Source organism: Enterobacter sp. PGRG2 (genome assembly GCF_030291195.1).
In the GTDB taxonomy this organism is placed as follows: Bacteria; Pseudomonadota; Gammaproteobacteria; order Enterobacterales; family Enterobacteriaceae; genus Enterobacter_D.
On sequence record NZ_CP127837.1, the window covers coordinates 2,379,721 to 2,403,175 of the forward strand.

Below are 23,455 nucleotides of genomic sequence, written 5' to 3' on the forward strand. Positions count from 1 at the left end.
CCTGCATTTCRCGCATAGCAAAAAGGCGCCTTTAGGGCGCCTTTCCACATTGGTGGGTCGTGCAGGATTCGAACCTGCGACCAATTGATTAAAAGTCAACTGCTCTACCAACTGAGCTAACGACCCGAAATGGTGGGTGATGACGGGCTCGAACCGCCGACCCCCTCCGTGTAAAGGAGATGCTCTACCAACTGAGCTAATCACCCATTTCGGTACTGCTGTTGATAAGGTGAGATATGGTGGGTGATGACGGGCTCGAACCGCCGACCCCCTCCGTGTAAAGGAGATGCTCTACCAACTGAGCTAATCACCCCACGTCTCAAGTCTTATCTGCACTGCGGGTCTACCTTTAAGTAGATGGTGGGTGATGACGGGCTCGAACCGCCGACCCCCTCCGTGTAAAGGAGATGCTCTACCAACTGAGCTAATCACCCCCGCTGTGTGGAGTCGCATTATAGGGAGAGTTGAAAATGAGTCAACGCCTTTTCTAAAGATTTTGTTTGTTCGTCGTAAAATTAAACAACGTGGCGACAAAGCCTGCATTCGCGCATGATTTCTCAACAAAAAACGGATTTGCCACGCCCATGGCGGTAACAACATTGAGGAATCAGCCTGGAGTGATAGAATATTGCCCACTCGATTTTCCAGGACTTGCCGGTTATCGGCATCTTTATCAACGTAAGGCCAATTCATGAAAATTAAAACTCGCTTCGCGCCAAGCCCCACTGGCTATCTGCATGTTGGTGGTGCGCGTACCGCGCTCTATTCCTGGCTTTTTGCACGTCATCACGACGGTGAGTTTGTGCTGCGTATTGAAGACACCGATCTTGAGCGCTCTACGCCGGAGGCTATCGAAGCCATCATGGACGGCATGAACTGGCTGAGCCTGGAGTGGGATGAAGGCCCGTATTTCCAGACTAAACGTTTTGATCGCTACAACGCGGTGATCGACGACATGTTGAAAGTTGGCACGGCGTATAAATGCTACTGCTCTAAAGAGCGCCTGGACGCGCTGCGTGAAGAACAGATGGCGAAGGGCGAAAAGCCGCGCTACGACGGCCGCTGCCGTCACGGTCATGAGCATCACGCTGACGACGAACCCTGCGTTGTGCGTTTTGCCAACCCGCAGGAAGGTTCGGTGATTTTTGACGATCAGATCCGCGGCCCGATTGAATTCAGCAACCAGGAGCTGGACGATCTGATTATCCGCCGTACCGACGGTTCCCCGACCTATAACTTCTGTGTGGTGGTGGACGACTGGGATATGGAGATCACCCACGTGATCCGCGGCGAAGACCATATCAATAACACCCCGCGCCAGATTAACATCCTTAAAGCGCTGAATGCGCCGGTGCCGGTGTATGCGCACGTATCGATGATCAACGGCGACGATGGCAAAAAACTGTCCAAACGTCACGGCGCGGTCAGCGTCATGCAGTATCGCGATGACGGCTATCTGCCGGAAGCGCTGCTCAACTATCTGGTGCGCCTCGGCTGGTCCAGCGGCGATCAGGAAATTTTCTCCCGTGAAGAGATGATCAAGCTGTTTTCACTCGGCGCGGTCAGCAAATCTGCCAGTGCGTTCAACACCGAAAAACTGCAGTGGCTGAACCACCATTACATCAACACCCTGCCGCCGGAATACGTTGCCACCCATCTGCAATGGCATATCGAGCAGCAGAACATCGACACCCGTAACGGCCCGCAGCTGGCGGATCTGGTGAAACTGCTGGGCGAGCGTTGCAAAACCCTGAAAGAGATGGCGGAGAGCTGCCACTACTTCTACCAGGACTTCGATGAGCTGGATGCGGATGCGGCGAAAAAACACCTGCGTCCGGTAGCACGTCAACCGCTGGAAGTGGTGCGCGACAAGCTGGCGGCCATTACCGACTGGACGGCGGAAAATGTGCATCACGCTATTCAGGCTACTGCAGACGAGCTGGAAGTGGGGATGGGCAAAGTGGGGATGCCGCTGCGTGTGGCGGTGACGGGCGCAGGCCAGTCTCCGGCGCTGGACGTTACCGTGCATGCCATCGGTAAAACCCGCAGCGTTGAGCGTATCAATAAAGCGCTGGAATATATTGCCGCACGCGAAAGCCAGCAGTAATTCTTTCAGGTCAGCATAAAAACGAACGGCAGGTTTATCCTGCCGTTTTTTTATTTGCCTGCGGCGTCCCTGTCATGGATGTCGAGGCGGCTCAGCATGTACTGCAATCCTTCCCTCTTCAACAGACGATCCAGTTGCGTTTCTTCGGAAGACGTCATTGTTTGTAAAACGCTGACGATCTGACGCAGTGCTGGCGATATATTGCCATAAGGGGCAGGGGCTTCAGCCAGTAAACGACCAGCTGCAAGATGACGAAATTTTGGCAGCTTCATAATAAAAGCCCGCACCTTATTATCGATAAGGATCTGCCTTCCTCGTCCACCTTTTACGCCGGGGATCTTTTCGGTGTGCCAGCCGTATCTGCGGATCCAGCGATTCACCGTCTGTTTTGTCATGCCAACATAATCAGCCAGCTCTTCAGTGGTTAATCTATCAGGTATTTTCATCATGTTAGTTCTGGTCGCGCAGACCGAGCCGTTGTAATAAGCCGCTGATGCCCTCGCGTAGCAGCAAGGAAGTCAGCTGTTTTTGTTCTGCCGGGGTCATTTCCTTCGCCAGCGTCATTAAAAGCGCTTCCAGCGAGGGCTCAAGGCCGTACGCCTCGTCACCGGTACTGTCATCGATCGCGCGGCGCGCATTGCGTATAAATTCGCGCACCTGCTCATTGATATGCACCAGACGGGCTTTTCCACCCTGAACGCCTGGTTTTGGCGAGGTAACCCAGCCTTCTTTACGCACCCATTTATTGATGGTCTGGCGACTGTATCCCGTGAGCCTGGCGAGCTCATCCGGCGTCATCCGTTCCTTGATCATGCAATTTCCTGACGAGATGTGGGGGTTAGTGGTTCATCTTATAGCACCCTTTAACAGGAAAGTGTGACGGGTTTAACTAACGTCTGCGAGCAGGCTCGCAATGTCATTCATTTGACTGCTTTTTCAGCGATTGAGCGGCGCTTTCTGATTTTGCCGTTGACACCTCGCGGCGGAATTCATATTATGCCGCCCGTCAACACGACACGCTTTACGCATTGGGGCTATAGCTCAGCTGGGAGAGCGCTTGCATGGCATGCAAGAGGTCAGCGGTTCGATCCCGCTTAGCTCCACCAAATTCTGATCCCAACAGATTTGGTGCGTAAACAACATTGTGGGGCTATAGCTCAGCTGGGAGAGCGCTTGCATGGCATGCAAGAGGTCAGCGGTTCGATCCCGCTTAGCTCCACCAAAATTTGAACCCTCGCCTGTGGCGGGGGTTTTTTTATGTCTGTTGCAAATACCGCGTCCTGTTATGTCAGTTTTCTTCTGTTTATCCTGGATAATTCCTGCAAACCTCTGTTTATTGTATTGCCGCGCTAATATCCCGCGCTTAACTTGCCTGATATTGAGAATGAACTTATTATTCCGGCTGGGATTAACGCGGTTGGTGAGATTAAATCAGTAAACATAATGAAAATTAATATTTATAAACACGCAACACTATTTATACTTGCATTCATTATTTGTCTCGCAGCCGTTACAACTTCCCGAATTCTTTCACCAACAGCGCTGGTCCAGGCGGGGGATGCTTTTCTGGCCTGGTTACCCTTGAGCGCGATGCTGTCCATTATTCTGCTCTTTGGTCGACGCAGTATATTGCCGATCGTCGTGGCCTTCGCGTTAATAAATCACTGGCTGATGGATCTCTCCTTACGTGAGGCCGTGTTACTGCTCTTTTGTCAGATCGCGCCGGTACTGCTGGCCTGCGCCCTGGTGCGCTGGCGGCTGGGCAGCCGCTGGCGTTACGCCTTTCCCGATAAATACATGGGTGTCCGGATATTCTGGTTAGGATTTTTCGCGCCCGCCGGTATTAAACTCTCAATGTATTTAGCGAATGAATGGTTCGATTATCCGGTTTCCCTTTCCAGCTTTTCGGATCCCACGTCGGTTATTTATAATATTATTGATTTGCAAAGTCTTATCTGCGCCGTGCTAATTTTCACCCCCTTGTTTTATTATCCGCTACGCATGCTGGTGAACCCGCACTATGCCCGTACTTTCTGGCGTCGCAGTATTATTCCGATTTTTTCTTTGCGTAAACGTATTTTTACTGTTAGCTGGTTGTTGGCTTTAAGTTTTATTCTGATTGTTCTTTGTAGTCCCATCGAAGCGAAATACATCGCCGGTTACCTGGTGCCAATCGTATTCATCCTGTTTATGGTCGCCGTGCGGGAATTCACGCCGCCGCTGATCGCGTTAAGCTGGGGGATCGCCGCGTGGTTCCTGGTGGCCTACAATCGCAATTTTCTGCATGGCGTCGGCACGGACTATTCGCTGGCTTTTGTGCTGTCGGTGCTCATCGCGGTGACGATCTGCATTCTCTATACGGCGCATATTTATCACCGTAGCGAGTGGCTCAGGCGGGTATGGAAATCCCAGGCGCTTACCGATCCGCTGACCGGCCTGCCCAATCTGCGCGCCCTGGAGCAGCATCTGGAACAGCATCCCCACGTGGTCGTGTGCTGTCTGCATTTGCAAAACCTGGAATTTTTAAGCCGTCACTACGGCATGATGATGCGCGTGCACTGTAAGCGCAGCATTGCCCGCGACCTGCAACCGCTGATGCTGGCGCATGAGAAGCTGTTCCGCCTGCCGGGAAGCGAGTTATTACTGGTGCTGGATGGGCAGGAGCCAGAAGCGCGTTTGCAGCATATGGTGGATTATCTCAACAGCCGGAAAATCTTCTGGCACAACACGCCGATTGAGATTGAATTTGGCGCGTCCTGGGGCGTTATCGAAGGTGCGGGCGAAAACCTGCACCATACGCTGGGACAGCTTAGCTGGCTTTCCGGTCAGGCCAGCACGACACAGCGCGTACTGGCGCTGACGCAAAGTATCGACAGAGTCACCGACCAGACTACCGGGCAGGTGCTGATGTTGAACAGCGTAAAGCGCGCGCTGGAAGAGGGGGGACTGGTGCTCTACGCCCAGCCGGTCCGGAGGGCGGATGGCAGCGGCTACCACGAGATTTTAACCCGTCTGCAATGCGACGGCGAAATCGTTACCCCGGATCGTTTTATCCCGGTGATCAGCCGTTTTAATCTCAGTCCGCGCTTTGACATGCTGGTGGTCGAAACCCTGTTGCGCTGGCTACGGGCGCATCCGGTCCCCTGCGACGGGGCGCGTTTTTCCGTCAACCTGATGCCCATGACGCTGATGCAAAAGGCGTCGGCGACAGAACTTATCGCGCTCTTTACGCGTTACGGCGTGTCGCCACAGTGCGTGATTATCGAGATCACTGAAGAGCAGGCCTTTTCCCATGCCGAAGCCACTTTGCATAACATTCAGCAACTGCGTGATTTCGGCTTTAAAATCGCCATTGATGATTTTGGAACCGGCTATGCCAATTTTGAGCGCTTAAAACGTCTGCATGCGGATATTATTAAAATTGACGGCACCTTCGTAAAAGACATCGAGCGTGACCCGTTAGATGCGATGATCGTGCAGGCGATTTGCACGCTGGCGAAAGCGAAATCGCTGACGGTGGTGGCAGAATTTGTGGAAACGCAGGCGCAGCGTGAGCTGCTGCTGGAGCTGGGCGTGGAATATTTGCAGGGATATTTACTGGGTAAACCGCAGCCTTTAGGCGACTAAATAAAAAAACCGGGACAAGCCCGGTTTTTATTAACACCGCAGAATTACAGTACCAGCGCGGCGATTGATGCAGACAGGATGCTCACCAGCGTCGAGCCGTAGACCAGTTTCAGGCCAAAGCGAGAGACTACGTTACCCTGTTCTTCATTCAGACCTTTAATCGCACCGGCAATGATACCGATGGACGAGAAGTTTGCGAAGGAAACGAGGAACACAGACAGAATGCCTTCTGCGCGCGGGGAGAGGGTGCCGGCAATTTTTTGCAGATCCATCATCGCCACGAATTCGTTAGATACCAGCTTGGTGGCCATAATACTGCCCACCTGCAGGGCTTCATGAGACGGCACACCCATCACCCAGGCGACCGGGTAGAAGATGTAGCCCAGAATACCCTGGAAAGAGATACCAAACACGGTCGCAAACAGGGCGTTCAGCGCAGAGATCAGCGCGATAAAACCAATCAGCATCGCCGCCACGATAATCGCCACTTTGAAGCCCGCCAGAATGTACTCACCCAGCATTTCAAAGAAGCTCTGGCCTTCGTGCAGATTGGCCATTTGCAGATTCTCTTCGCTCTCATCAACACGGTACGGGTTGATAAGCGACAGCACGATAAAGGTGCTGAACATGTTCAGAACCAGCGCGGCGACAACGTATTTCGGCTGCAGCATGGTCATATACGCGCCCACGATGGACATGGACACGGTAGACATCGCCGTGGCCGCCATGGTGTACATGCGGTTACGGGACATATTGCCGAGGATGTCTTTGTAGGCGATGAAGTTTTCTGACTGCCCCAGGATCAGCGAGCTGACGGCGTTAAAGGATTCCAGTTTGCCCATACCGTTGACTTTTGACAGCACGGTACCAATGGCACGGATCACAATCGGCAGCACACGAATGTGTTGCAGGATACCGATCAGCGCAGAAATGAAGACGATAGGGCACAGCACTTTCAGGAAGAAGAATGCCAGGCCTTCATCATTCATTTTGCCGAAGACGAAGTTTGTCCCTTCATTGGCGAATCCGAGCAGTTTTTCAAACATTTCGGAGAAGCCTCTTACAAAGCCCAGACCGACATCGGAGTTCAGGAAGAACCAGGCCAGTAAAACTTCAATAACAAGAAGTTGAATAACAAAGCGAATGCGAATTTTTTTGCGGTCGCTGCTTAACAACAAGGCAAGCAAGGCCACAACGGCAAGCGCCAGAACAAAGTGAAGAACGCGGGACATATTTGCTCCAAATATGAGGCAGGTTTAATTTCCGTGCACATTCTATGCAACAAGCGTAAAGAAAACGAGATCAAAAACACACTATAGTAACTACCTGTGACGAATCTCAAAAATAGTGATCAAACATACATTTCTGTTATGTTACGTAAAGATGAGAAAAGGCTATTATTGCTGCTAAGCTTTTAACAAATTGATGAGGCAAATGTTAAGAGCGCCTTTCCACCTGCACATTCCTTCCGGCTATCGTTCCGGGCTATCAGAACAATCAGTTTAACCAAATCAGGTGATCTTGATAATCATTCTCATTTTGTTAGCATGAAACATAGCAAAGGCTATATCAGGGGCATGAATGAACGACAGTCGCGTTGAGAGTAACAGTGGTCGTGCGGCGCGCAAGCTTAGGTTCGCATTAATGGGACCTGCGTTCGTTGCCGCTATCGGTTATATCGATCCGGGCAACTTTGCCACCAATATTCAGGCGGGAGCCAGTTTTGGCTACCAGTTGCTGTGGGTAGTGGTCTGGGCGAACCTGATGGCGATGCTCATTCAGATCCTGTCTGCCAAACTGGGCATTGCCACCGGTAAAAACCTGGCCGAACAGATCCGCGACCACTATCCGCGCCCGCTGGTGTGGTTTTACTGGGTGCAGGCGGAGATCATCGCTATGGCGACGGATCTGGCGGAATTTATCGGCGCGGCCATCGGCTTTAAATTACTGCTCGGCGTATCGCTGCTGCAGGGCGCGGTGCTGACGGGCATCGCCACTTTTCTGATCCTGATGCTGCAAAAACGCGGCCAAAAACCGCTGGAAAAAGTGATCGGCGGCCTGCTGCTGTTTGTGGCGGCGGCCTATATCGTCGAGCTGTTTTTCTCGCAACCAAAACTGGCGGCGTTAGGTAAAGGGATGCTGATCCCCAGTCTGCCGACTACCGAGGCTGTGTTTCTCGCGGCGGGCGTGCTGGGCGCGACCATTATGCCGCACGTGATCTATTTGCACTCCTCGCTGACGCAGCATCTGCATGGCGGATCGCGCAAAGAGCGCTATTCGGCCACCAAATGGGATGTGGCGATCGCCATGACCATCGCCGGTTTTGTTAATCTGGCGATGATGGCGACCGCGGCGGCAGCGTTCCATTTCAGCGGCCACACCGGCGTGGCCGATCTCGATGAAGCCTATCTGACGCTGGAGCCGCTTCTGAGCCACGCGGCGGCCACCATTTTTGGCCTTAGCCTTGTGGCGGCAGGGCTGTCATCCACCGTCGTCGGCACGCTGGCGGGACAGGTAGTGATGCAGGGCTTTATCCGCTTCCATATTCCGTTATGGGTGCGCCGTACCGTGACTATGCTGCCGTCGTTTATTGTGATTTTGATGGGGCTGGATCCGACGCGCATTCTGGTGATGAGCCAGGTGTTGTTAAGCTTCGGTATTGCGCTGGCGCTGGTGCCGCTGCTGGTCTTTACCAGCGACAGCAAACTGATGGGCGAGCTGGTCAACACGCCGCTGGTAAAACGCATTGGCTGGCTGATCGTGTTGCTGGTGGTGGTGCTGAATATGTGGCTGCTGGTGGGAACAGTAATAGGTCTTTAATTCGTTATTAAAAAGCCCGGCAATGCCGGGCTTTTTTTGTATTAATGATGATGGCCATGACCATGCCCGTGACGACCGCGTCCACCGTGGTCATCGCGGTCGCGCCAGCCTTCCCGATAGCCGCGCTCGTAGGCTTTACGTTTGTCCCAGCCGCGGTGATAGCCGCGATCGTGTGGACGCCAGCGGTTTTCACGCCATTGATAGTGATGATGCCAGTAATCACGGTCGCGCCAGCGGCCGCCGTCCCAGTAGTTACCGTAATTATCACGATCGCCAATTTGTAATTTTATTGAGGGCAGCAGGGTGATTTCGCCGGCATTTGCCACCAGCGGGGCAGAAGCCATTAAAACAGCTGCCAGTATCAGTGACCTGAACATACTTATCTCCTTCACGATCGGGGCCGAAACGGCCTGTTAATGCAATATTACGGGGCTGTAAAGCCCCGGTGCATTGGTTTAACTCTTAAATCATGAAGGGCAGCATTATTTGCTAAAAGTGCTGTTATTCCGGGCTGTTCAATATCTGGTCGATGGCGGTACATTCATCCGCGCTGAAGTGGCGATTCGCCAGCATGCCGACCGCATCGTCGATCTGCGCCACTTTACTTGCGCCGATCAGTACGGACGTTACTTTATCGTCACGCAGCACCCAGGCCAGCGCCATCTGCGACAGCTTCTGGCCGCGTTGCTGCGCCAGATCGTTTAACTGACGTACCTTGTGCAGTTTTTCCTCGGTAAGCTGATCGGGGTTGAGGAAACGGCTACCGCTGGCAGCGCGGGAATCCGCAGGAATGCCCTGTAAATAGCGGTCGGTCAGCTGTCCACCCGCCAGCGGCGAGAAAGCAATGCTGCCGACGCCTTTCTCCGCCAGCACATCCAGCAATTCGTCTTCCACCCAGCGCTCAAACATCGAATATTTTGGCTGATGGATCAGGCAGGGCGTGCCGAGATCGTTAAGAATATCAATTGCCTGCCGCGCCATATCCGCCGGGTAATTCGACAGACCCACGTACAGCGCCTTGCCCTGGCGTACGATGTGATCCAGCGCGCGCATGGTCTCTTTCAGCGGCGTTTCCGGATCCGGGCGATGGTGATAGAAGATGTCCACATACTCAAGGCCCATGCGTTTCAGGCTCTGATCGAGGCTGGCGATAAGATATTTACGCGACCCCCAGTCGCCGTAAGGACCCTCCCACATGGTGTAGCCTGCCTTCGTGGAGATGATCAGCTCATCGCGCCACGGGCTAAAATCTTCCTGCAGGATACGGCCAAAGTGCCGCTCAGCGGAGCCCGGCGGCGGCCCGTAGTTGTTGGCGAGATCGAAATGAGTGATGCCGAGATCAAAAGCCCGGCGCAGCAGCTGGCGGCTGGTTTCTACCAGGGTGGCGTCTCCGAAGTTATGCCACAGCCCCAGCGACACCGCCGGTAGCTTTAAACCGCTCTCGCCACAGCGGCGGAACTCCATCTTTTTATAGCGCTCAGGATCGGCCTGATAAACCATGCAATAATCCTCAATTGGCAGACGTAACATCAGTGTATACGTTTACACCAGCTTTGAGACTTTGCTGAAACGGTAAAGTTATTCTGTGATGAAGCTCAATAATATACAGGCACTCGTGCTATGGTCATTGTTGTTAAAGCGCCTTGAATTTACAGTGTGCCAAAGAATTTTTCTGACTTCAGCGGAGCAGTAAAAAGAATGACAAAGTATGCATTAGTAGGTGACGTGGGCGGCACTAACGCACGCCTGGCGTTGTGTAATGTCGACAGCGGCGAGATTTCCCGCGCCAAAACCTATTCCGGGCTGGATTATCCCACGCTGGAAGCCGTGGTCCGCGTCTATCTGGACGAGACGGGCGCAGAGGTTGAGGATGGCTGCATCGCCATTGCCTGCCCGATCACCGGTGATTGGGTGGCGATGACCAACCACACCTGGGAATTCTCCATCGCGGAAATGAAGAAAAATCTCGGCTTTGCGCATCTGGAAATTATTAACGATTTTACCGCCGTATCCATGGCGATCCCGATGCTCAAAAATGAGCATCTGACGCAGTTCGGCGGCGGCGAGCCGGTGGAAGGCAAACCGATTGCCGTGTATGGCGCGGGCACTGGCCTTGGCGTAGCGCACCTGGTGCACGTCGATAAGCGCTGGGTCAGTCTGCCGGGCGAAGGCGGTCACGTGGATTTTGCGCCGAACAGCGAAGAAGAGGGGATTATCCTTGAAGAGCTGCGCAGTGAAATCGGCCACGTTTCGGCTGAGCGCGTGCTCTCTGGTCCGGGGCTGGTGAATCTGTACCGCGCGATTGTGAAATCCGACGGACGTCTGCCGGAAAACCTGCAGCCGAAAGATATTACCGAGCGCGCGCTGGAAGACAGCTGCATCGACTGCCGCCGCGCACTTTCGCTGTTCTGCGTGATCATGGGACGTTTCGGCGGTAACCTGGCGCTGACGCTGGGCACCTTCGGCGGCGTRTATATCGCCGGGGGCATTGTGCCGCGCTTCCTCGACTTCTTTACCGCCTCCGGTTTTCGTGGCGGTTTTGAAGACAAAGGCCGCTTCAAATCCTACGTGCAGGATATTCCGGTCTACCTGATCGTGCACGACAACCCGGGCCTGCTTGGCGCGGGCGCGCATTTACGTCAGACGCTGGGCTATTACCTGTAAGGGTTACAGGTGCATTAACTGCCTGAACTCTTTGACCTTGCTGCGGCTGACCGGGACCTGAAAATCAAGATCCCGCAGTCGCAGAATATAGGTGTTGTTAAACCAGGGTTCGATTTCACGGATCTTGTCCAGATTTACGCAGTATGAACGGTGACAGCGAAAGAAATGCGCTGCCGGTAGTTTGCTGCAAAACTCCGTGATGTTCATTGGCATCACAAATTCATCGCGCCGGGTATACACGAACGTCATCTTCTCATGCGCTTCCGCATAGTAAATATCGTGAATACTGGTAACGATGATGCGCTCATCTTTAATCAGATTGATGGTATCGTTTTCACGCACCGCCGGGCTGCCGGAACCTGCGCCAGTCTGCTGCTGCCATGCAGTCTCCAGCTTTTGCAGCATATTGATGATGCGTGATTCCTGATAAGGTTTCAGAATATAGTCAAAAGCTTCCAGCTCGAAGGCTTCAACTGCATGTTCTTTCCACGCGGTAATAAATACGATAAAGGGTTTATGGGCAAACTGGCTGATATTCTGCGCCAGTAAAACGCCGTCCAGCGACGGGATATTAATATCCAGAAACAGCGCGTCCACTTTGTTGTGCTGCAAAAACTTCAGCACGTCCAGGCCGTCGTCAAAGGTGCCGACGATCTCCATCTGGCTGTGTTCTTTGATGAGCCAGCTCAGCTCCTGCTGCGCCAGGATCTCATCTTCAACAATGATGACTTTCATGGTGACTCTCCTGATTATTGCAACAGCGTGACCGGCGCGGGCAGGGGCGCGCGGTCGTGCGGCACGTAGAAGGCGATTTCCGTTCCCGGCTCCAGGCGGCGAATATGCAGCCCTTCGCCGTACAGCAGTTTTACGCGGTGATGCACATTGAGTAAGCCGATTTTATTGCCGGGCATCTCATTGGCCTCGACCCGCTCAATGACCTGCGGATCGATACCGTTGCCAGTATCGCGCACGGCGATACGCACCCTGTTACCGCACTCTGCCACGCTGATGGTGACCACGCCTTTTCCTTTACAGGGCTGAATGCCGTGCACGATGGCGTTTTCCACCAGCGGCTGGATCAGCAGGCTTGGGATCACACAGTTTACTTCCTCGTCGATGTCATAAATCACCGTCAGTTTGTCGCCGAAGCGCGCCTGCTCAATAGCGATGTAATCCTTGATTTGATACAGCTCTTTCTTAATATCAATTTGCTCATCGTCTTTCAGTTCAATGTTATAGCGCAGGTAGCGCGATAAATTGTAAATCAGCTGCCGGGCGGTATCGGGATTAAGGCGAATGGAGGACGAAATAGCGTTCAGGGCGTTAAACAGAAAATGCGGGTTAATTTTGCTTTGCAGGGCACGCAGTTCCGCTTTATTGGCCATCTCCCGCAACTGCTCGGCGCGGGATACTTCCAGCTGCGTGGAAATGATTTGCGACAGGCCGATCGCCATCTCCTGCAACGACGAAGTAATTTGATGCGCATGGCAGTAGTAGATTTTTAACGTGCCGGTAACCACGCCTTTTTCCCACAGCGGGATCACCAGCATGGAGTGGATTTCCGGCGTGCGATGCGCTTCATCATTGTTTTTAATGATGATTTTACCGGAGTTGATCGCTTCAAAGGTGGTGGGGCTGATAATGTCATCGCTGTCCCGGTAGTTGTTTTCTCCGATACCGACGTAGGCCAGCACATGATCGACATTGGTAATGGCGACGGCATCCGCATGAATATCGCGGCGGATAATATCGCAGACCTGACGCAGGGATTCCGTATTCACATGGCGGAACAGCGGCAGCGTTTTGTTGGCAATATCCAGCGCTAGCTTGGCCTGCCGTGCGGCGCTGGCTTCCTGCTCGCCTTCGACACTCTGCACCAGCAGCACAATAAAGCCGATACATACGGTACCGAGGATCATCGGTATACCGATTTTCGACACGATATCCAGCCCCAGCGCGGTTGTAGGCGCCCAGAGCACCACCAGGATCATGGTCAGGGTTTCGCACAGCATCCCGGCGATAATGCCGATGCGCCAGTGGTGCGCTTTCGGCGTTTTGAGGTTGATCCAGCCCGCCAGACAACCGGCAATAATACTGGTGATAAAACAGGGAATGGCCGTCACGCCGCCAATATCGATCAGATAGCGATGAATACCTGCAATGATGCCGGTAATAATCCCCACCCAGGGGCCGAACAGGATCCCGCCGGACATCACCGCAATAATACGGACGTTGACCAGCGACCCCTCCACCGGCACGCCGGACCAGGTGCTGAACAGCGCAAACATGGAAAAGATGGCCGTTACGGCCAGCAGCTCTTTAGGCGAGTGGGCGGTTTTATGCAGCAGTTCGCGAAACAGGCGCATGCGGATCAGGAAGAACAGACAAATCAGCATTAACGCCGCCCGATCAAAGACCGCCAGCAGCATGTTAAATATTTCGTGCACGGAAAACTCGTGTGAATAGCGTGGAAAAGAGATGATAAAAAATCTGACGCCGGATGACCAGTTAACTTCCGCAAAGGGTTAAGAGGAAAAACCCTGTTTTCAAAAGGGGATTGTGACGGACGGGCAGTCAGCGAATGGCCCGCCGTGAAAAACGTCAATGGTGGGTAATGCTCTTTTTATCATCATGTTAACTTGCTGTTTTATTTGTGGCTTATATCGTGCAGCTTGTCTGGTCAGACGAAAAATGCCTTCCGCTTTTTCGTGGCTGATAAATTATTTTCCGTTGCCCCTCGACAGCGGGAATTTGTTCAGGCTATTTTCTAAACATGCCACGCAGTGGCAGCGTCGCTCGGACGGTCCGGGCGCTAACGTTACATCGAGGAATCTATGGCTGACTCCAGTCCAGTACGTCGCTTTACGCGCATCGAACGTCTTCCCCCTTATGTTTTTAACATTACCGCTGAACTGAAAATGGCCGCGCGTCGCCGCGGTGAAGATATTATTGATTTCAGTATGGGCAACCCTGACGGCGCTACGCCGCCGCACATTGTCGAAAAGCTCTGCACCGTGGCGCAACGCCCGGATACCCATGGCTATTCCACATCACGTGGTATTCCACGCCTTCGCCGCGCCATTTCGCGCTGGTATCAGGAGCGCTATCAGGTGGATATCGATCCGGAAACGGAAGCTATTGTCACCATCGGCTCGAAAGAGGGACTGGCGCACCTGATGCTGGCCACGCTCGATCATGGCGATACCGTGCTGGTGCCGAATCCCAGCTACCCGATCCATATTTATGGCGCGGTGATCGCCGGGGCGCAGGTACGTTCTGTGCCGCTGGTGGAGGGCGTGGACTTCTTCAATGAACTGGAGCGCGCCATTCGTGAAAGCTATCCGAAGCCGAAGATGATGATCCTCGGTTTCCCGTCGAACCCGACGGCGCAGTGCGTTGAGCTGGAGTTCTTCGAGAAAGTGGTGGCGCTGGCGAAGCGTTATGATGTGCTGGTAGTGCACGATCTGGCTTACGCCGACATCGTCTATGACGGCTGGAAAGCGCCGTCCATCATGGAGGTGCCGGGCGCGCGCGATGTGGCGGTGGAATTCTTTACCCTGTCGAAAAGCTACAATATGGCCGGCTGGCGTATTGGTTTTATGGTGGGGAATCAGGAGCTGGTTAGCGCGCTGGCGCGGATTAAAAGCTACCACGATTACGGCACCTTTACCCCGCTGCAGGTGGCCGCGATTGCCGCGCTGGAAGGCGATCAGCAGTGCGTGAAGGACATTGCCGCCCAGTACAAACGCCGTCGCGATGTGCTGGTCAAAGGGCTGCACGAAGCGGGCTGGATGGTGGAAATGCCGAAAGCGTCAATGTACGTGTGGGCGAAAATCCCTGAACAGTACGCGGCGATGGGATCGCTGGAGTTTGCCAAGAAACTGCTGAACGAGGCGAAGGTGTGCGTGTCACCAGGGATCGGCTTCGGCGATTATGGCGATACCCATGTGCGCTTTGCGCTGATCGAGAACCGCGATCGTATCCGTCAGGCCGTGCGGGGCATCAAAGCCATGTTCCGCGCTGATGGATTGCTCCCTACCACCGCCAGACCGCTCACCGAAGACGCGGAATAAACAAAAACAGGAGCCAGCGGCTCCTGTTTTTCGTATGAACGTTGCTCAGATCATCAGGGCGAAAGTACCGGCCCATACAATGACCATTACCGAAATGCCCATAAAGAAATATTTCACTTTTCATCGCTCCGCACACACATCGTATGCATTCATGAACAAGACAGGACTGATTATAGAGAGATGACGCCAGGCCAGAATCAAAATGAGAATTATCTCGTTTAGGGTGGCGGCAGCACCTCAGAATTCAGGTGTGATTCACACCAGACGGCGCTAATGTACGCTTAATAAATCCGGGAAACAAGTGGCATTTTCTTAAATACTTTCCGTCACTTAGCTTGTGTCGGGGAACGGCGACACTTTAATTTCCTGAGGTAATAAATTGAGCTTGAGCGACGCTTTTTACCTTAATGAAAACTCCCTTTTTCCTGCTTGATTTATAAGGTTAAATTGTGAGCTACGTCTCGGTTTTAACGACTTTACGATAGTGTGCTGCAAGGCATAAGTGACAAAAAAGTGACACCACCTTTTGTGCTATCGCCCACAAAACAAAAATCCTTCCTGATGCATTCCCCGGTGTCGCCACCTTTCACGGCATGATAGCAACTGGTTTTCAGCGCAGTAAAAGGAACGTCCGATGCGTAAAGACGATTTACTCACCTTTTTAATCAACCAGACTGATTTCTTTGATCCGCACGACGTCAGTGAGATTTTCACTGCCCGTCATCTGGCGCAGCGCTTCGGGTTACAGCGCAATACCGCCAGCCACTACCTCAATCAACTGGTGACACAGGGCGTCCTGATAAAAATTAATACCCGTCCGGTGTACTTTCTGCATAAGGCCAGCTTCGAGCAGCAATTTTTTCCGCTGTCCCGTACAGAGTTTGCCAGCCTCGACGAACTGCTGGCAGAAAACGACGGCGAGCGCGTGCAACAGGATCACTTCTCCTTGCTGATCGGTCACGAAGGTTCGCTGAAAAAGCCGATAGAACAATTAAAGACCGCGCTGTTTTATCCGGATGGCGGCCTGCCGTTGCTGATCACAGGCGACAGCGGCACCGGCAAAAGTTATCTGGCGAACCTGATGCACGATTACGCCATCGCACAGGGGCTGATCGATGCCGACGCGCCCTTTGTCACCCTGAACTGCGCCCAGTATGCCAATAATCCTGAACTGCTCGCCGCCAATCTGTTCGGCTATGTCAAAGGCGCTTTTACCGGCGCGACCAGTGATAAACCCGGGGCTTTTGAAGCCGCGGATGGCGGGATCCTGTTTCTGGATGAAGTGCACCGGCTGCATGCGGAAGGGCAGGAGAAACTCTTTACCTGGCTCGATCGCGGGGAAATTTATCGGCTGGGAGAAACCGCCAGCGGGCTTCGTGTTGCCGTGCGGCTGATCTTCGCCACTACCGAAGACATTCACAGTACCTTCCTCACCACCTTTATTCGGCGTATCCCCATTCAGGTGGTACTGCCTGATCTGGAAAGCCGCAGTCGAAAAGAGAAGGAAGCGCTGATCCTGCAATTCTTCTGGCGGGAGAGCAAAAAGGTGGCGCTGGCGTTGCGTATCAGCCCGCGCCTGCTGTCCGTGCTGACGCATTATGTCTTTCGCGGCAACGTTGGCGAACTAAAAAACGTCGTCAAATACGTGGTGGCCTCGGCTTTTGCCAGACAGGGCGGCGGGCAGCCGCTGCATGTGACCATCCATGATTTACCGGAGCCGGTGATGGCGCAGTTGCCCGCGCTCAGCGAGGCGACAACCGGGCAGGGCGAAGAAATACGGCTGGATGAGAATACCATTCTGCCGTGGCTGCTCCAGACGCAAAATGCCGGACGGGTGCTGATCCACGATGCGCAGCTCAGCGTACTGACGCTGTTTGAAAAATACCGTACGGCACCGCATTCATGGGATGACATCGAGCAGCGCATCGGTCATGAAATCGAAAATCTGTTCGATCGGCTGATCTTCGATAACCAGGACAAAACCAGTTCACAGATGCTGATGCTGGTGACCAGCCAGGTAAGGGAGGAGTTTTACCGGCTGGAAAAAAGTTACAACATCCAGTACAACGGCAACGGCATCTACGCCATCGGGCATTATCTGGTTCATCGGTCGACCAGTGAACCGTCGCGGCTGAACGTCGAAATGTGCAAACAGCTCGATCGCTTTTTAGAGCAGAAATACCCGTTGCTGTACCTGTTTTGCGAAGAGGTGCTGGCGTCGCTGGCCCGCAGACTGGATCTGCGTATTCAGGCCATGGATCGTATTTTGTTACTGCTGTGGCTGAATAAAACCGGCGTGCAGAGCAGTCAGCTGGTCACCAAAGCGGTTATTCTCGCTCACGGTTACGCCACCGCCAGCAGCATTGCTAACGTGGCAAACCGGCTACTAAAACAAACCGTCTATGAATCCTTTGACATGCCGCTTGACGTCACGCCGGAGGCCATCGCCCAACAGGTCACGCAGTACGTGGAGCGAAACGCGCTGGCGAGCAGTCTGGTGATCCTGGTGGATATGGGATCGCTCAATGACATCCACCACTACTTCAGCCGTCAGGTGACGATGCCGGTGGTGATCATCAATAACGTCTCCACGCGCATGGCGTTGTACGTGGGCGAGCGCATTTTACAGGGCGATTATCTGGAAACCATCGCCGCAGATATTGCCGCCGATGTACCGGTGGAGCATAAAATCATCTGGCCGGAACTGAACAAGCCAAAGGCGATCATTACCACTTGCGCGACGGGAATTGGCGCCGCCAGCAATTTATGCAGCCTGCTGAAAGCGAGTATTCCGCACGAGCTGGGCATAGAAGTGGTGGCGTATGAGTACGACACTCTCGCAGAAAACAAACTGCGCGAGCCCATCTTTTCACGCTTTGACGTGCTGGCGCTGGTCGGCACCCTCGATCCCGGAATTCCCGATGTGCCCTGGATTTCACTGGATACGCTGATCTCCGGACAGGGTAAGGAAACGCTGATGACACTGTTCGGCGCGCTTATCAGTCCCGCGGATGTCATACAGATTAACGAACGCATCGTGAAAAATTTCTCTCTGCGCCGGGTGATCGAATCGGTAACCATTCTTGATACCAGCAAGGTGATAAATCAGGTCGAGCAATTTCTGACGCGCTATCAGCATCTGACGGCGATGGCTGTGCCGAACGACCGTAAAGTCGCGCTTTATATCCATGTGAGCTGCCTGATTGAACGTTTGATCCGTCAGGCGGCGATCCACAACTACGCCGGGCACCGTGCGCAGTGTCAACGCCAACACCTTCCGGCGTTGCGCGAAGCCTTTAGTGTCATTGAGTCGAGCTATAGTGTCCAAATCCCTGAAGCGGAGCTTTTTTATATTCACGATCTTCTGCATCTGCAAACGGAATTTCTTCAGTACGATCAAGAGTTTTGACGTTTTCCTGCCCCTGACATTTTCACCTGTTCGCCGTGCCACTATTTCTGGCACGGCGGTTGCAATATCTGCATTAACAGGTGGAATTTATTTTCGAGGTCAGGATGAAACGACACTATATTTTTGCCAGCCATGGCACTTTCGCTCACGGCATTCTCAATTCGGTCGAGCTTATCCTCGGCAGGCAAAATAATATCCATACGCTCTGTGCTTATATTAACGAAGGGGACGACCTGACCGAACAGGTTGAGCAACTTATTAATGCTTTTCCCGCCGAAGATGAACTGGTGGTGATCACCGATATTTTCGCCGGTAGTGTCAACAACGAATTTATCCGCTTTATTAAACGTCCCGGTTTTCATCTCATTGCCGGGCTTAACCTGCCGCTGATTATCGAAATGCTCATCGCCCCTCAGGACGAGGCGCTGCCATCCCTTATTACCGATTCCCTGACTAACGCCCGGCAAAGCATTCAGTACTGTAATCAGACTCTTGATGCTGCGCTGGTGGCGGATAAAGATTTCTAAGCGAGGATCTAAAAATGATAACACTCCTGCGGGTTGACCACCGTTTACTCCACGGCCAGGTGGCGTTTTCCTGGACACAATATATTGGCGCGGACTGCATTCTGATCGCCAACGATGCGGTTATGCATGACGAACTGCGCAAGACCACCATCAAGCTGGCTAAACCGCCAGCTGTTAAGCTGGTTATGAAAAATATTGATGATGCGATTGCCGCTATTAAAAGCGGCGTTACCGATAAATATAAATTATTTATCGTCGTAGAATCCGTCGAAGATGCCTGGCGTCTGGCCTGCGCAGTACCGGAAATTAAAAGTATTAATCTTGGCGGTATTAAAGCCAAAGAAGGGAGCCAGAATATTTCAAAAGCAATAAACGTCCTGCCAGAGGAGGTGACAATGCTCAATGAACTGGTTAAAGCGGGTACGGAAGTGGAAATCCGGCAGGTGCCTGATGACAGAAAACTGTTATTCACTGACTGTCTTTGAATGACGAGGGACGCACTATGTTAGAAGCATTATTACTCGGACTGGTGGCCTTTATTGCCCAGTCGGAATATGCCTTAGGCACCTCCTTAATTTCCCGCCCGATAGTCACCGGGTTACTGACCGGGCTGGTATTAGGTGATGTGCAAACCGGCGTCATAATGGGCGCAACGCTGGAGCTGGCGTTTATCGGTTCGTTCTCGGTAGGGGCATCCATTCCACCGGATGTGGTCACCGGCGGGATCCTTGGCGTGGCCTTTGCCATCACCTCCGGCGCAGGCACCGAAACCGCGTTGCTGCTCGGTTTGCCTATCGCCACGCTGACGCTGGTGTTGAAAAATATCTATCTCGGGCTGTTTATTCCCACCCTTAACCAGAAGGCAGACGCCTACGCCGATCGGGCTGATACGCGCGGCATTGAGCGGATGCATCTGATCGCCGGATTTGGTCTTTCGCTGATGCTGGCCACCGTGGTGAGCGTCTCCTTTATGGTTGGTAGCGGAGCGGTAAAAAGCCTGCTGGATGCCATTCCGGAGTTCATCAAACACGGGCTGAGCGTTGCCACCGGCATTATTCCGGCGCTGGGCTTCGCCATGCTGGCCCGCCTGCTGATCAACAAAAAGGTCGCCCCGTATTTCTTCCTCGGATTTGTGCTGATGGCCTATCTGAAGATCCCGGTGACCGGCATTGCCATTCTCGGGGCCATTACGGCCGTGGTGATGGTGAACGTGATGCAATTTAATTCCCCCCGTCCGACGGCGGCGCAAGGAGTCCAGAATGACGATGAAGACGATTTCTGAGGAAACTCAGGTGGCCGACGACGCCACAAACATTATTACCCGCAAAGAGTTGCGCAGCGTGTTCTGGCGATCGTTCCAGATGGAGTTCTCCTGGAACTATGAGCGGCAAATGAACCTGGCCTTTGTCTATGCCATGATCCCGGTACTGAAAAAGCTCTATCCCCGCAAAGAGGATCTGGCCGGCGCGCTCAAACGGCATCTGGTGTTCTTTAACACCACGCCGCATATCGTCACGCTGATCCTCGGCATTACCGCCGCGATGGAGGAGAAAAACAGCAGTTCAAAGGGCATGGACGCGGCGTCCGTCGACAGCGTAAAAGCCTCGCTAATGGGGCCGCTCGCCGGGCTCGGGGATTCATTCTTCTGGGGAACGTTACGCCTTATCGCTACCGGTATCGGCACCAGCCTGGCGCTCAAGGGCAGCATTCTCGGGCCAATCCTTTTTCTGCTGGTATTTAACGTTCCCCATCTGGCGGCGCGTTACCTGTTTACCCGCTGGGGCTATGTGCTGGGTACCGGCGTGCTGCAACGCATCCAGAAGAGCGGCATGATGGAAAGCCTCACCTACGGCGCTTCCATCATCGGTCTGATGGTGGTGGGCGCGATGACTGCCTCAATGATCAATATCACCATTCCGGTGACCTTCGGCACGGGCGAGGCGAAAACCCATGTGCAGGACATCATCAACGACATTATGCCCGCGCTGTTGCCGCTGCTGAGCTTCGGGATCGTTTACTGGCTGCTGGGCCGCAAGGTTAAACCGCTCGCCATTCTGGGTGGTATGGCCGTGGTCGGCATAGCGGGATCGTGGATTGGGTTATTCTGAGGAGAAAATGATGTCAACCATGCTGGATTATATAGACCAGGAGTCAGATGCGCTCACGCGCATAATACAGGAATATCCTGAGAAGCTTGCGCCATTAGTGACCTGGCTGGCTTCACGGCCAGTGAATAAGATCATGATCCTCGCAACAGGATCATCATGGAATGCTGCGCTGTGTGCCCGCTATTATTTCGAAACCCATTTCGGCATTCTGGTAGATATTAAAGAGCCGTATAATTTCACCCATTATGAACGCATTGATCCAGCAACGGATTTAGTTATTGCGGTGTCCCAGAGCGGGAAAAGCGCCTCGACGCTGGATGCCATGAAAAAAGTGCAGGCGGAAGATATTCCGGTATTTTGTCTGACTTCGAGTCCGCAGAGTCCGGCTGCGGTGCAGGCGGACGGCATACTCGATATTAATACCGGCATTGAAAGCGTCGGTTTTGTGACGCGCGGCTTTAGCGCCACTGTGCTTAATCTTTTGCTTATCGCGCTGCTGGTGGCTGAACACCGGAGGCAAATCGAAGAGGATGAACGCGCGGCAACCCTTGCGAGCCTCAAAGACGCGGCGCAGGCGATCCCGGACGTCATTGAAAAAACCAACGCTTTCTTTGACCGCCACCGGTCACACTTTATTCAGGCGTCGCGCTTTGTGGCGACGGGCTACGGCGCGCTGACTGGCGTGGCGAAAGAATTTGAAACCAAGTTCACGGAAACCGTGCGCCTGCCGTCCAGTGGTTTTGAACTGGAAGCCTATATGCACGGCCCGTATCTGGAGGCCAGCGCCAGTCATACGCTGTTTTTTATTGAGGACAGTGTCCATACGCGTACCCGCGCCCTCCGGGATTATATGCAGCCCGCCGTGGATGCCGTATTTACCGTCACGCTGACGGAAGAAAATAATGATCCCCATACGCTGGCGCTGAATTATCCCTTAAACCATCATTTCGCGCCGTTGTTATTAATTGTGCCATTTCAGCTTCTCGCCTTTCATATTTCAAAGGCGAAAGGCATCGATTTAAGCGTGCGTATTTTCGACGATTTCGACAAGGTGCTTAAAAGCAAAATTTAATTCCTTATCAGGAGAATAGCTATGTTAGGTTTTAATCAGGACGAGTACCTGACCAGTGCTCGTGACATCATTGCTGCGCGCAAAATTGCTGAGCAGGTTGCAGAAAATATTCATCAGGCGGGTTTTAGTAATATTTTTTTCGCCTCGGTAGGGGGCTCGCTGGCACCCATGATGGCAATGCAGGAATTTGCCAAAGAGGTGACCGCGTTGCCGGTTTATACCGAACAGGCGGCGGAATTACTCTGTAAGGGAAATAAAAAGCTCACCAAAAAATCTGTCGTTATTACGCTGTCCAAATCGGGCGATACCAAAGAATCGGTCGCTATTGCGCAGTGGTGTAAAGCGCAGGGCATCCGCGTGGTGGCCATCACCAAAAACGCCGATTCACCGCTTGCCGCTGCGGCCACCTGGCATATTCCGATGCAGCATAAAAACGGCGTGGAATATGAGTACATGCTGCTGTACTGGCTGTTCTTCCGGCTGGTGGCGCTTAACGGCGAATTTGACGGCTATGACCGTTTTGCCAGCCAGCTGGAGTTGTTGCCGGAAAACCTGCTGCAGGCCAAACGCCAGTTTAACGACCGCGCCGATGAGATTGCCAGTCGTTACCATACCGCAGATTACATGATGTGGATCGGCGGCGCAGAGATGTGGGGCGAAGTCTATCTGTTCTCAATGTGTATTCTCGAAGAGATGCAGTGGAAACGCACCAAGTCCGTCAGTTCAGCGGAGTTTTTCCACGGCACGCTGGAGCTGCTGGAAAAAGACGTCCCGCTGTTTCTGGTGAAAGGGGAAGGGAAGTGCCGACCGCTTGACGATCGTATTGAGGCTTTTGCCCGTAAAATTACCGATAACCTGGTGGTCATCGATCCGCAGGAGTATACCCTCACCGGCATCGACGATGAATTCCGCTGGATCATGGCCCCCTGCGTGGCCTCGACCCTGCTTGTGGATCGGCTGGCCGCTCACTTCGAGCACTACACCGGACACAGTCTGGATATTCGCCGCTATTACCGGCAGTTTGAATATTGATGAAAGTGACAAAGGT

Annotated in this window: 20 protein-coding genes and 6 tRNA genes; 14 read left to right on the top strand and 12 right to left on the bottom strand. The window is 53.2% G+C overall.

The annotated features are described in order from the left end of the window. Nucleotides 1–50: 50 nt before the first annotated feature. The 4 genes from QRD42_RS10330 to QRD42_RS10345 all read right to left on the bottom strand — a co-directional run bounded on the left by QRD42_RS10330 (nt 51) and on the right by QRD42_RS10345 (nt 434). Nucleotides 51–126: transfer RNA gene (locus QRD42_RS10330), tRNA-Lys, on the bottom strand. Between the two features lie 4 nt (nt 127–130). Continuing rightward, nucleotides 131–206: transfer RNA gene (locus tag QRD42_RS10335), tRNA-Val, on the bottom strand. Between the two features lie 31 nt (nt 207–237). Continuing rightward, nucleotides 238–313, bottom strand: a tRNA-Val gene (locus QRD42_RS10340). A gap of 45 nt (nt 314–358) precedes the next feature. Beyond that, a tRNA-Val gene (locus QRD42_RS10345) sits at nt 359–434 on the bottom strand. 257 nt (nt 435–691) lie between these two features. Here QRD42_RS10345 and gltX point away from each other — a divergent pair. Further along, entirely contained in the window at nt 692–2,107 is a 1,416-nt protein-coding gene (gltX, locus tag QRD42_RS10350; RefSeq protein WP_321987048.1) for a glutamate--tRNA ligase, read from the top strand. A gap of 50 nt (nt 2,108–2,157) precedes the next feature. On the opposite strand, the gene QRD42_RS10355 is transcribed toward gltX, so the two are convergent. Together QRD42_RS10355 and QRD42_RS10360 are read right to left on the bottom strand one after the other, a co-directional pair. Next, entirely contained in the window at nt 2,158–2,556 is a 399-nt protein-coding gene (locus QRD42_RS10355) for a YfeC-like transcriptional regulator (RefSeq protein WP_072567682.1), read from the bottom strand. 1 nt (nt 2,557) lies between these two features. After that, nucleotides 2,558–2,920: a YfeC-like transcriptional regulator gene (locus tag QRD42_RS10360; RefSeq protein ID WP_072567683.1), complete on the bottom strand. Its 363-nt coding sequence runs from the start codon at nt 2,918–2,920 to the stop codon at nt 2,558–2,560. A gap of 217 nt (nt 2,921–3,137) precedes the next feature. Between QRD42_RS10360 and QRD42_RS10365 the strand changes: the two genes are divergently transcribed. From QRD42_RS10365 to QRD42_RS10375, 3 genes are all read left to right on the top strand, one after another. Next, nucleotides 3,138–3,213: transfer RNA gene (locus QRD42_RS10365), tRNA-Ala, on the top strand. Between the two features lie 40 nt (nt 3,214–3,253). Further along, nucleotides 3,254–3,329 (top strand) — tRNA-Ala (locus QRD42_RS10370). 221 nt (nt 3,330–3,550) lie between these two features. Continuing rightward, on the top strand, nt 3,551–5,734 hold the full coding sequence (locus tag QRD42_RS10375) for a sensor domain-containing phosphodiesterase (protein WP_321987049.1): 2,184 nt from the start codon (nt 3,551–3,553) through the stop codon (nt 5,732–5,734). Between the two features lie 44 nt (nt 5,735–5,778). Here QRD42_RS10375 and QRD42_RS10380 read toward each other — a convergent pair whose 3' ends face one another. After that, nucleotides 5,779–6,966, bottom strand: a complete 1,188-nt coding sequence (locus tag QRD42_RS10380) for a NupC/NupG family nucleoside CNT transporter (protein WP_072567685.1) — start codon at nt 6,964–6,966, stop codon at nt 5,779–5,781. A gap of 349 nt (nt 6,967–7,315) precedes the next feature. Between QRD42_RS10380 and QRD42_RS10385 the strand changes: the two genes are divergently transcribed. Then, nucleotides 7,316–8,554, top strand: a complete 1,239-nt coding sequence (locus QRD42_RS10385) for an Nramp family divalent metal transporter (protein WP_321987050.1) — start codon at nt 7,316–7,318, stop codon at nt 8,552–8,554. Between the two features lie 41 nt (nt 8,555–8,595). On the opposite strand, the gene ypeC is transcribed toward QRD42_RS10385, so the two are convergent. Then, on the bottom strand, nt 8,596–8,931 hold the full coding sequence (gene ypeC, locus QRD42_RS10390) for a DUF2502 domain-containing protein (RefSeq protein WP_072567687.1): 336 nt from the start codon (nt 8,929–8,931) through the stop codon (nt 8,596–8,598). A 124-nt stretch (nt 8,932–9,055) separates the two neighbouring features. Next, nucleotides 9,056–10,054, bottom strand: coding sequence for an L-glyceraldehyde 3-phosphate reductase (gene mgrA / locus QRD42_RS10395; protein ID WP_321987051.1), 999 nt, complete (start codon nt 10,052–10,054; stop codon nt 9,056–9,058). 198 nt (nt 10,055–10,252) lie between these two features. Here mgrA and glk point away from each other — a divergent pair, with 198 nt between their 5' ends. After that, nucleotides 10,253–11,218, top strand: coding sequence for a glucokinase (gene glk / locus QRD42_RS10400; protein WP_072567689.1), 966 nt, complete (start codon nt 10,253–10,255; stop codon nt 11,216–11,218). Between the two features lie 3 nt (nt 11,219–11,221). Here glk and QRD42_RS10405 read toward each other — a convergent pair whose 3' ends face one another. Further along, a complete protein-coding gene (locus QRD42_RS10405) occupies nt 11,222–11,953 on the bottom strand; it encodes a LytR/AlgR family response regulator transcription factor (RefSeq protein WP_072567690.1) in 732 nt (243 codons plus the stop codon). Between the two features lie 14 nt (nt 11,954–11,967). Next, nucleotides 11,968–13,665 (bottom strand): sensor histidine kinase, encoded by a 1,698-nt coding sequence (locus tag QRD42_RS10410; protein WP_099458750.1) that lies wholly within the window; start codon nt 13,663–13,665, stop codon nt 11,968–11,970. A 387-nt stretch (nt 13,666–14,052) separates the two neighbouring features. On the opposite strand from QRD42_RS10410, the gene alaC reads away from it, so the two are divergent. Then, a complete protein-coding gene (gene alaC, locus QRD42_RS10415) occupies nt 14,053–15,291 on the top strand; it encodes an alanine transaminase (protein WP_321987052.1) in 1,239 nt (412 codons plus the stop codon). 45 nt (nt 15,292–15,336) lie between these two features. On the opposite strand, the gene ypdK is transcribed toward alaC, so the two are convergent. After that, nucleotides 15,337–15,408 carry a membrane protein YpdK gene (gene ypdK, locus QRD42_RS10420; RefSeq protein ID WP_099458783.1) on the bottom strand — a complete coding sequence of 24 codons (72 nt, stop codon included), beginning with the start codon at nt 15,406–15,408 and terminating at the stop codon, nt 15,337–15,339. A 517-nt stretch (nt 15,409–15,925) separates the two neighbouring features. Here ypdK and QRD42_RS10425 point away from each other — a divergent pair. The 7 genes from QRD42_RS10425 to QRD42_RS10455 all read left to right on the top strand — a co-directional run bounded on the left by QRD42_RS10425 (nt 15,926) and on the right by QRD42_RS10455 (nt 23,439). Then, complete coding sequence (locus tag QRD42_RS10425) at nt 15,926–18,700, top strand: sigma 54-interacting transcriptional regulator (RefSeq protein WP_321987053.1); 2,775 nt, start codon at nt 15,926–15,928, stop codon at nt 18,698–18,700. A 104-nt stretch (nt 18,701–18,804) separates the two neighbouring features. Continuing rightward, complete coding sequence (locus tag QRD42_RS10430; protein WP_321987054.1) at nt 18,805–19,227, top strand: PTS sugar transporter subunit IIA; 423 nt, start codon at nt 18,805–18,807, stop codon at nt 19,225–19,227. Nucleotides 19,228–19,241: 14 nt separating this feature from the next. Further along, nucleotides 19,242–19,712 (top strand): PTS sugar transporter subunit IIB, encoded by a 471-nt coding sequence (locus QRD42_RS10435; RefSeq protein ID WP_321987055.1) that lies wholly within the window; start codon nt 19,242–19,244, stop codon nt 19,710–19,712. A 17-nt stretch (nt 19,713–19,729) separates the two neighbouring features. Beyond that, nucleotides 19,730–20,509, top strand: a complete 780-nt coding sequence (locus QRD42_RS10440) for a PTS mannose/fructose/sorbose/N-acetylgalactosamine transporter subunit IIC (RefSeq protein WP_321987056.1) — start codon at nt 19,730–19,732, stop codon at nt 20,507–20,509. Beyond that, nucleotides 20,487–21,335 carry a PTS system mannose/fructose/sorbose family transporter subunit IID gene (locus QRD42_RS10445; protein WP_321987057.1) on the top strand — a complete coding sequence of 283 codons (849 nt, stop codon included), beginning with the start codon at nt 20,487–20,489 and terminating at the stop codon, nt 21,333–21,335. The genes QRD42_RS10440 and QRD42_RS10445 overlap by 23 nt, the downstream gene beginning before the upstream one ends. 7 nt (nt 21,336–21,342) lie before the next feature. Continuing rightward, nucleotides 21,343–22,407 (top strand): SIS domain-containing protein, encoded by a 1,065-nt coding sequence (locus QRD42_RS10450; protein ID WP_321987058.1) that lies wholly within the window; start codon nt 21,343–21,345, stop codon nt 22,405–22,407. A 21-nt stretch (nt 22,408–22,428) separates the two neighbouring features. Further along, nucleotides 22,429–23,439: an SIS domain-containing protein gene (locus QRD42_RS10455; RefSeq protein ID WP_321987059.1), complete on the top strand. Its 1,011-nt coding sequence runs from the start codon at nt 22,429–22,431 to the stop codon at nt 23,437–23,439. The last annotated feature ends 16 nt before the right edge of the window (nt 23,440–23,455 follow it).

Excerpts from the sequence above, each read along its gene's own strand:
- gltX (WP_321987048.1), top strand. The coding sequence starts at position 692 with ATGAAAATTAAAACTCGCTTCGCGCCAAGCCCCACTGGCTATCTGCAT.
- QRD42_RS10355 (WP_072567682.1), bottom strand. The coding sequence starts at position 2,556 with ATGATGAAAATACCTGATAGATTAACCACTGAAGAGCTGGCTGATTAT.
- QRD42_RS10360 (WP_072567683.1), bottom strand. The coding sequence starts at position 2,920 with ATGATCAAGGAACGGATGACGCCGGATGAGCTCGCCAGGCTCACGGGA.
- QRD42_RS10375 (WP_321987049.1), top strand. The coding sequence starts at position 3,551 with ATGAAAATTAATATTTATAAACACGCAACACTATTTATACTTGCATTC.
- QRD42_RS10380 (WP_072567685.1), bottom strand. The coding sequence starts at position 6,966 with ATGTCCCGCGTTCTTCACTTTGTTCTGGCGCTTGCCGTTGTGGCCTTG.
- QRD42_RS10385 (WP_321987050.1), top strand. The coding sequence starts at position 7,316 with ATGAACGACAGTCGCGTTGAGAGTAACAGTGGTCGTGCGGCGCGCAAG.
- ypeC (WP_072567687.1), bottom strand. The coding sequence starts at position 8,931 with ATGTTCAGGTCACTGATACTGGCAGCTGTTTTAATGGCTTCTGCCCCG.
- mgrA (WP_321987051.1), bottom strand. The coding sequence starts at position 10,054 with ATGGTTTATCAGGCCGATCCTGAGCGCTATAAAAAGATGGAGTTCCGC.
- QRD42_RS10405 (WP_072567690.1), bottom strand. The coding sequence starts at position 11,953 with ATGAAAGTCATCATTGTTGAAGATGAGATCCTGGCGCAGCAGGAGCTG.
- alaC (WP_321987052.1), top strand. The coding sequence starts at position 14,053 with ATGGCTGACTCCAGTCCAGTACGTCGCTTTACGCGCATCGAACGTCTT.
- QRD42_RS10425 (WP_321987053.1), top strand. The coding sequence starts at position 15,926 with ATGCGTAAAGACGATTTACTCACCTTTTTAATCAACCAGACTGATTTC.
- QRD42_RS10430 (WP_321987054.1), top strand. The coding sequence starts at position 18,805 with ATGAAACGACACTATATTTTTGCCAGCCATGGCACTTTCGCTCACGGC.
- QRD42_RS10435 (WP_321987055.1), top strand. The coding sequence starts at position 19,242 with ATGATAACACTCCTGCGGGTTGACCACCGTTTACTCCACGGCCAGGTG.
- QRD42_RS10440 (WP_321987056.1), top strand. The coding sequence starts at position 19,730 with ATGTTAGAAGCATTATTACTCGGACTGGTGGCCTTTATTGCCCAGTCG.
- QRD42_RS10445 (WP_321987057.1), top strand. The coding sequence starts at position 20,487 with ATGACGATGAAGACGATTTCTGAGGAAACTCAGGTGGCCGACGACGCC.
- QRD42_RS10450 (WP_321987058.1), top strand. The coding sequence starts at position 21,343 with ATGATGTCAACCATGCTGGATTATATAGACCAGGAGTCAGATGCGCTC.
- QRD42_RS10455 (WP_321987059.1), top strand. The coding sequence starts at position 22,429 with ATGTTAGGTTTTAATCAGGACGAGTACCTGACCAGTGCTCGTGACATC.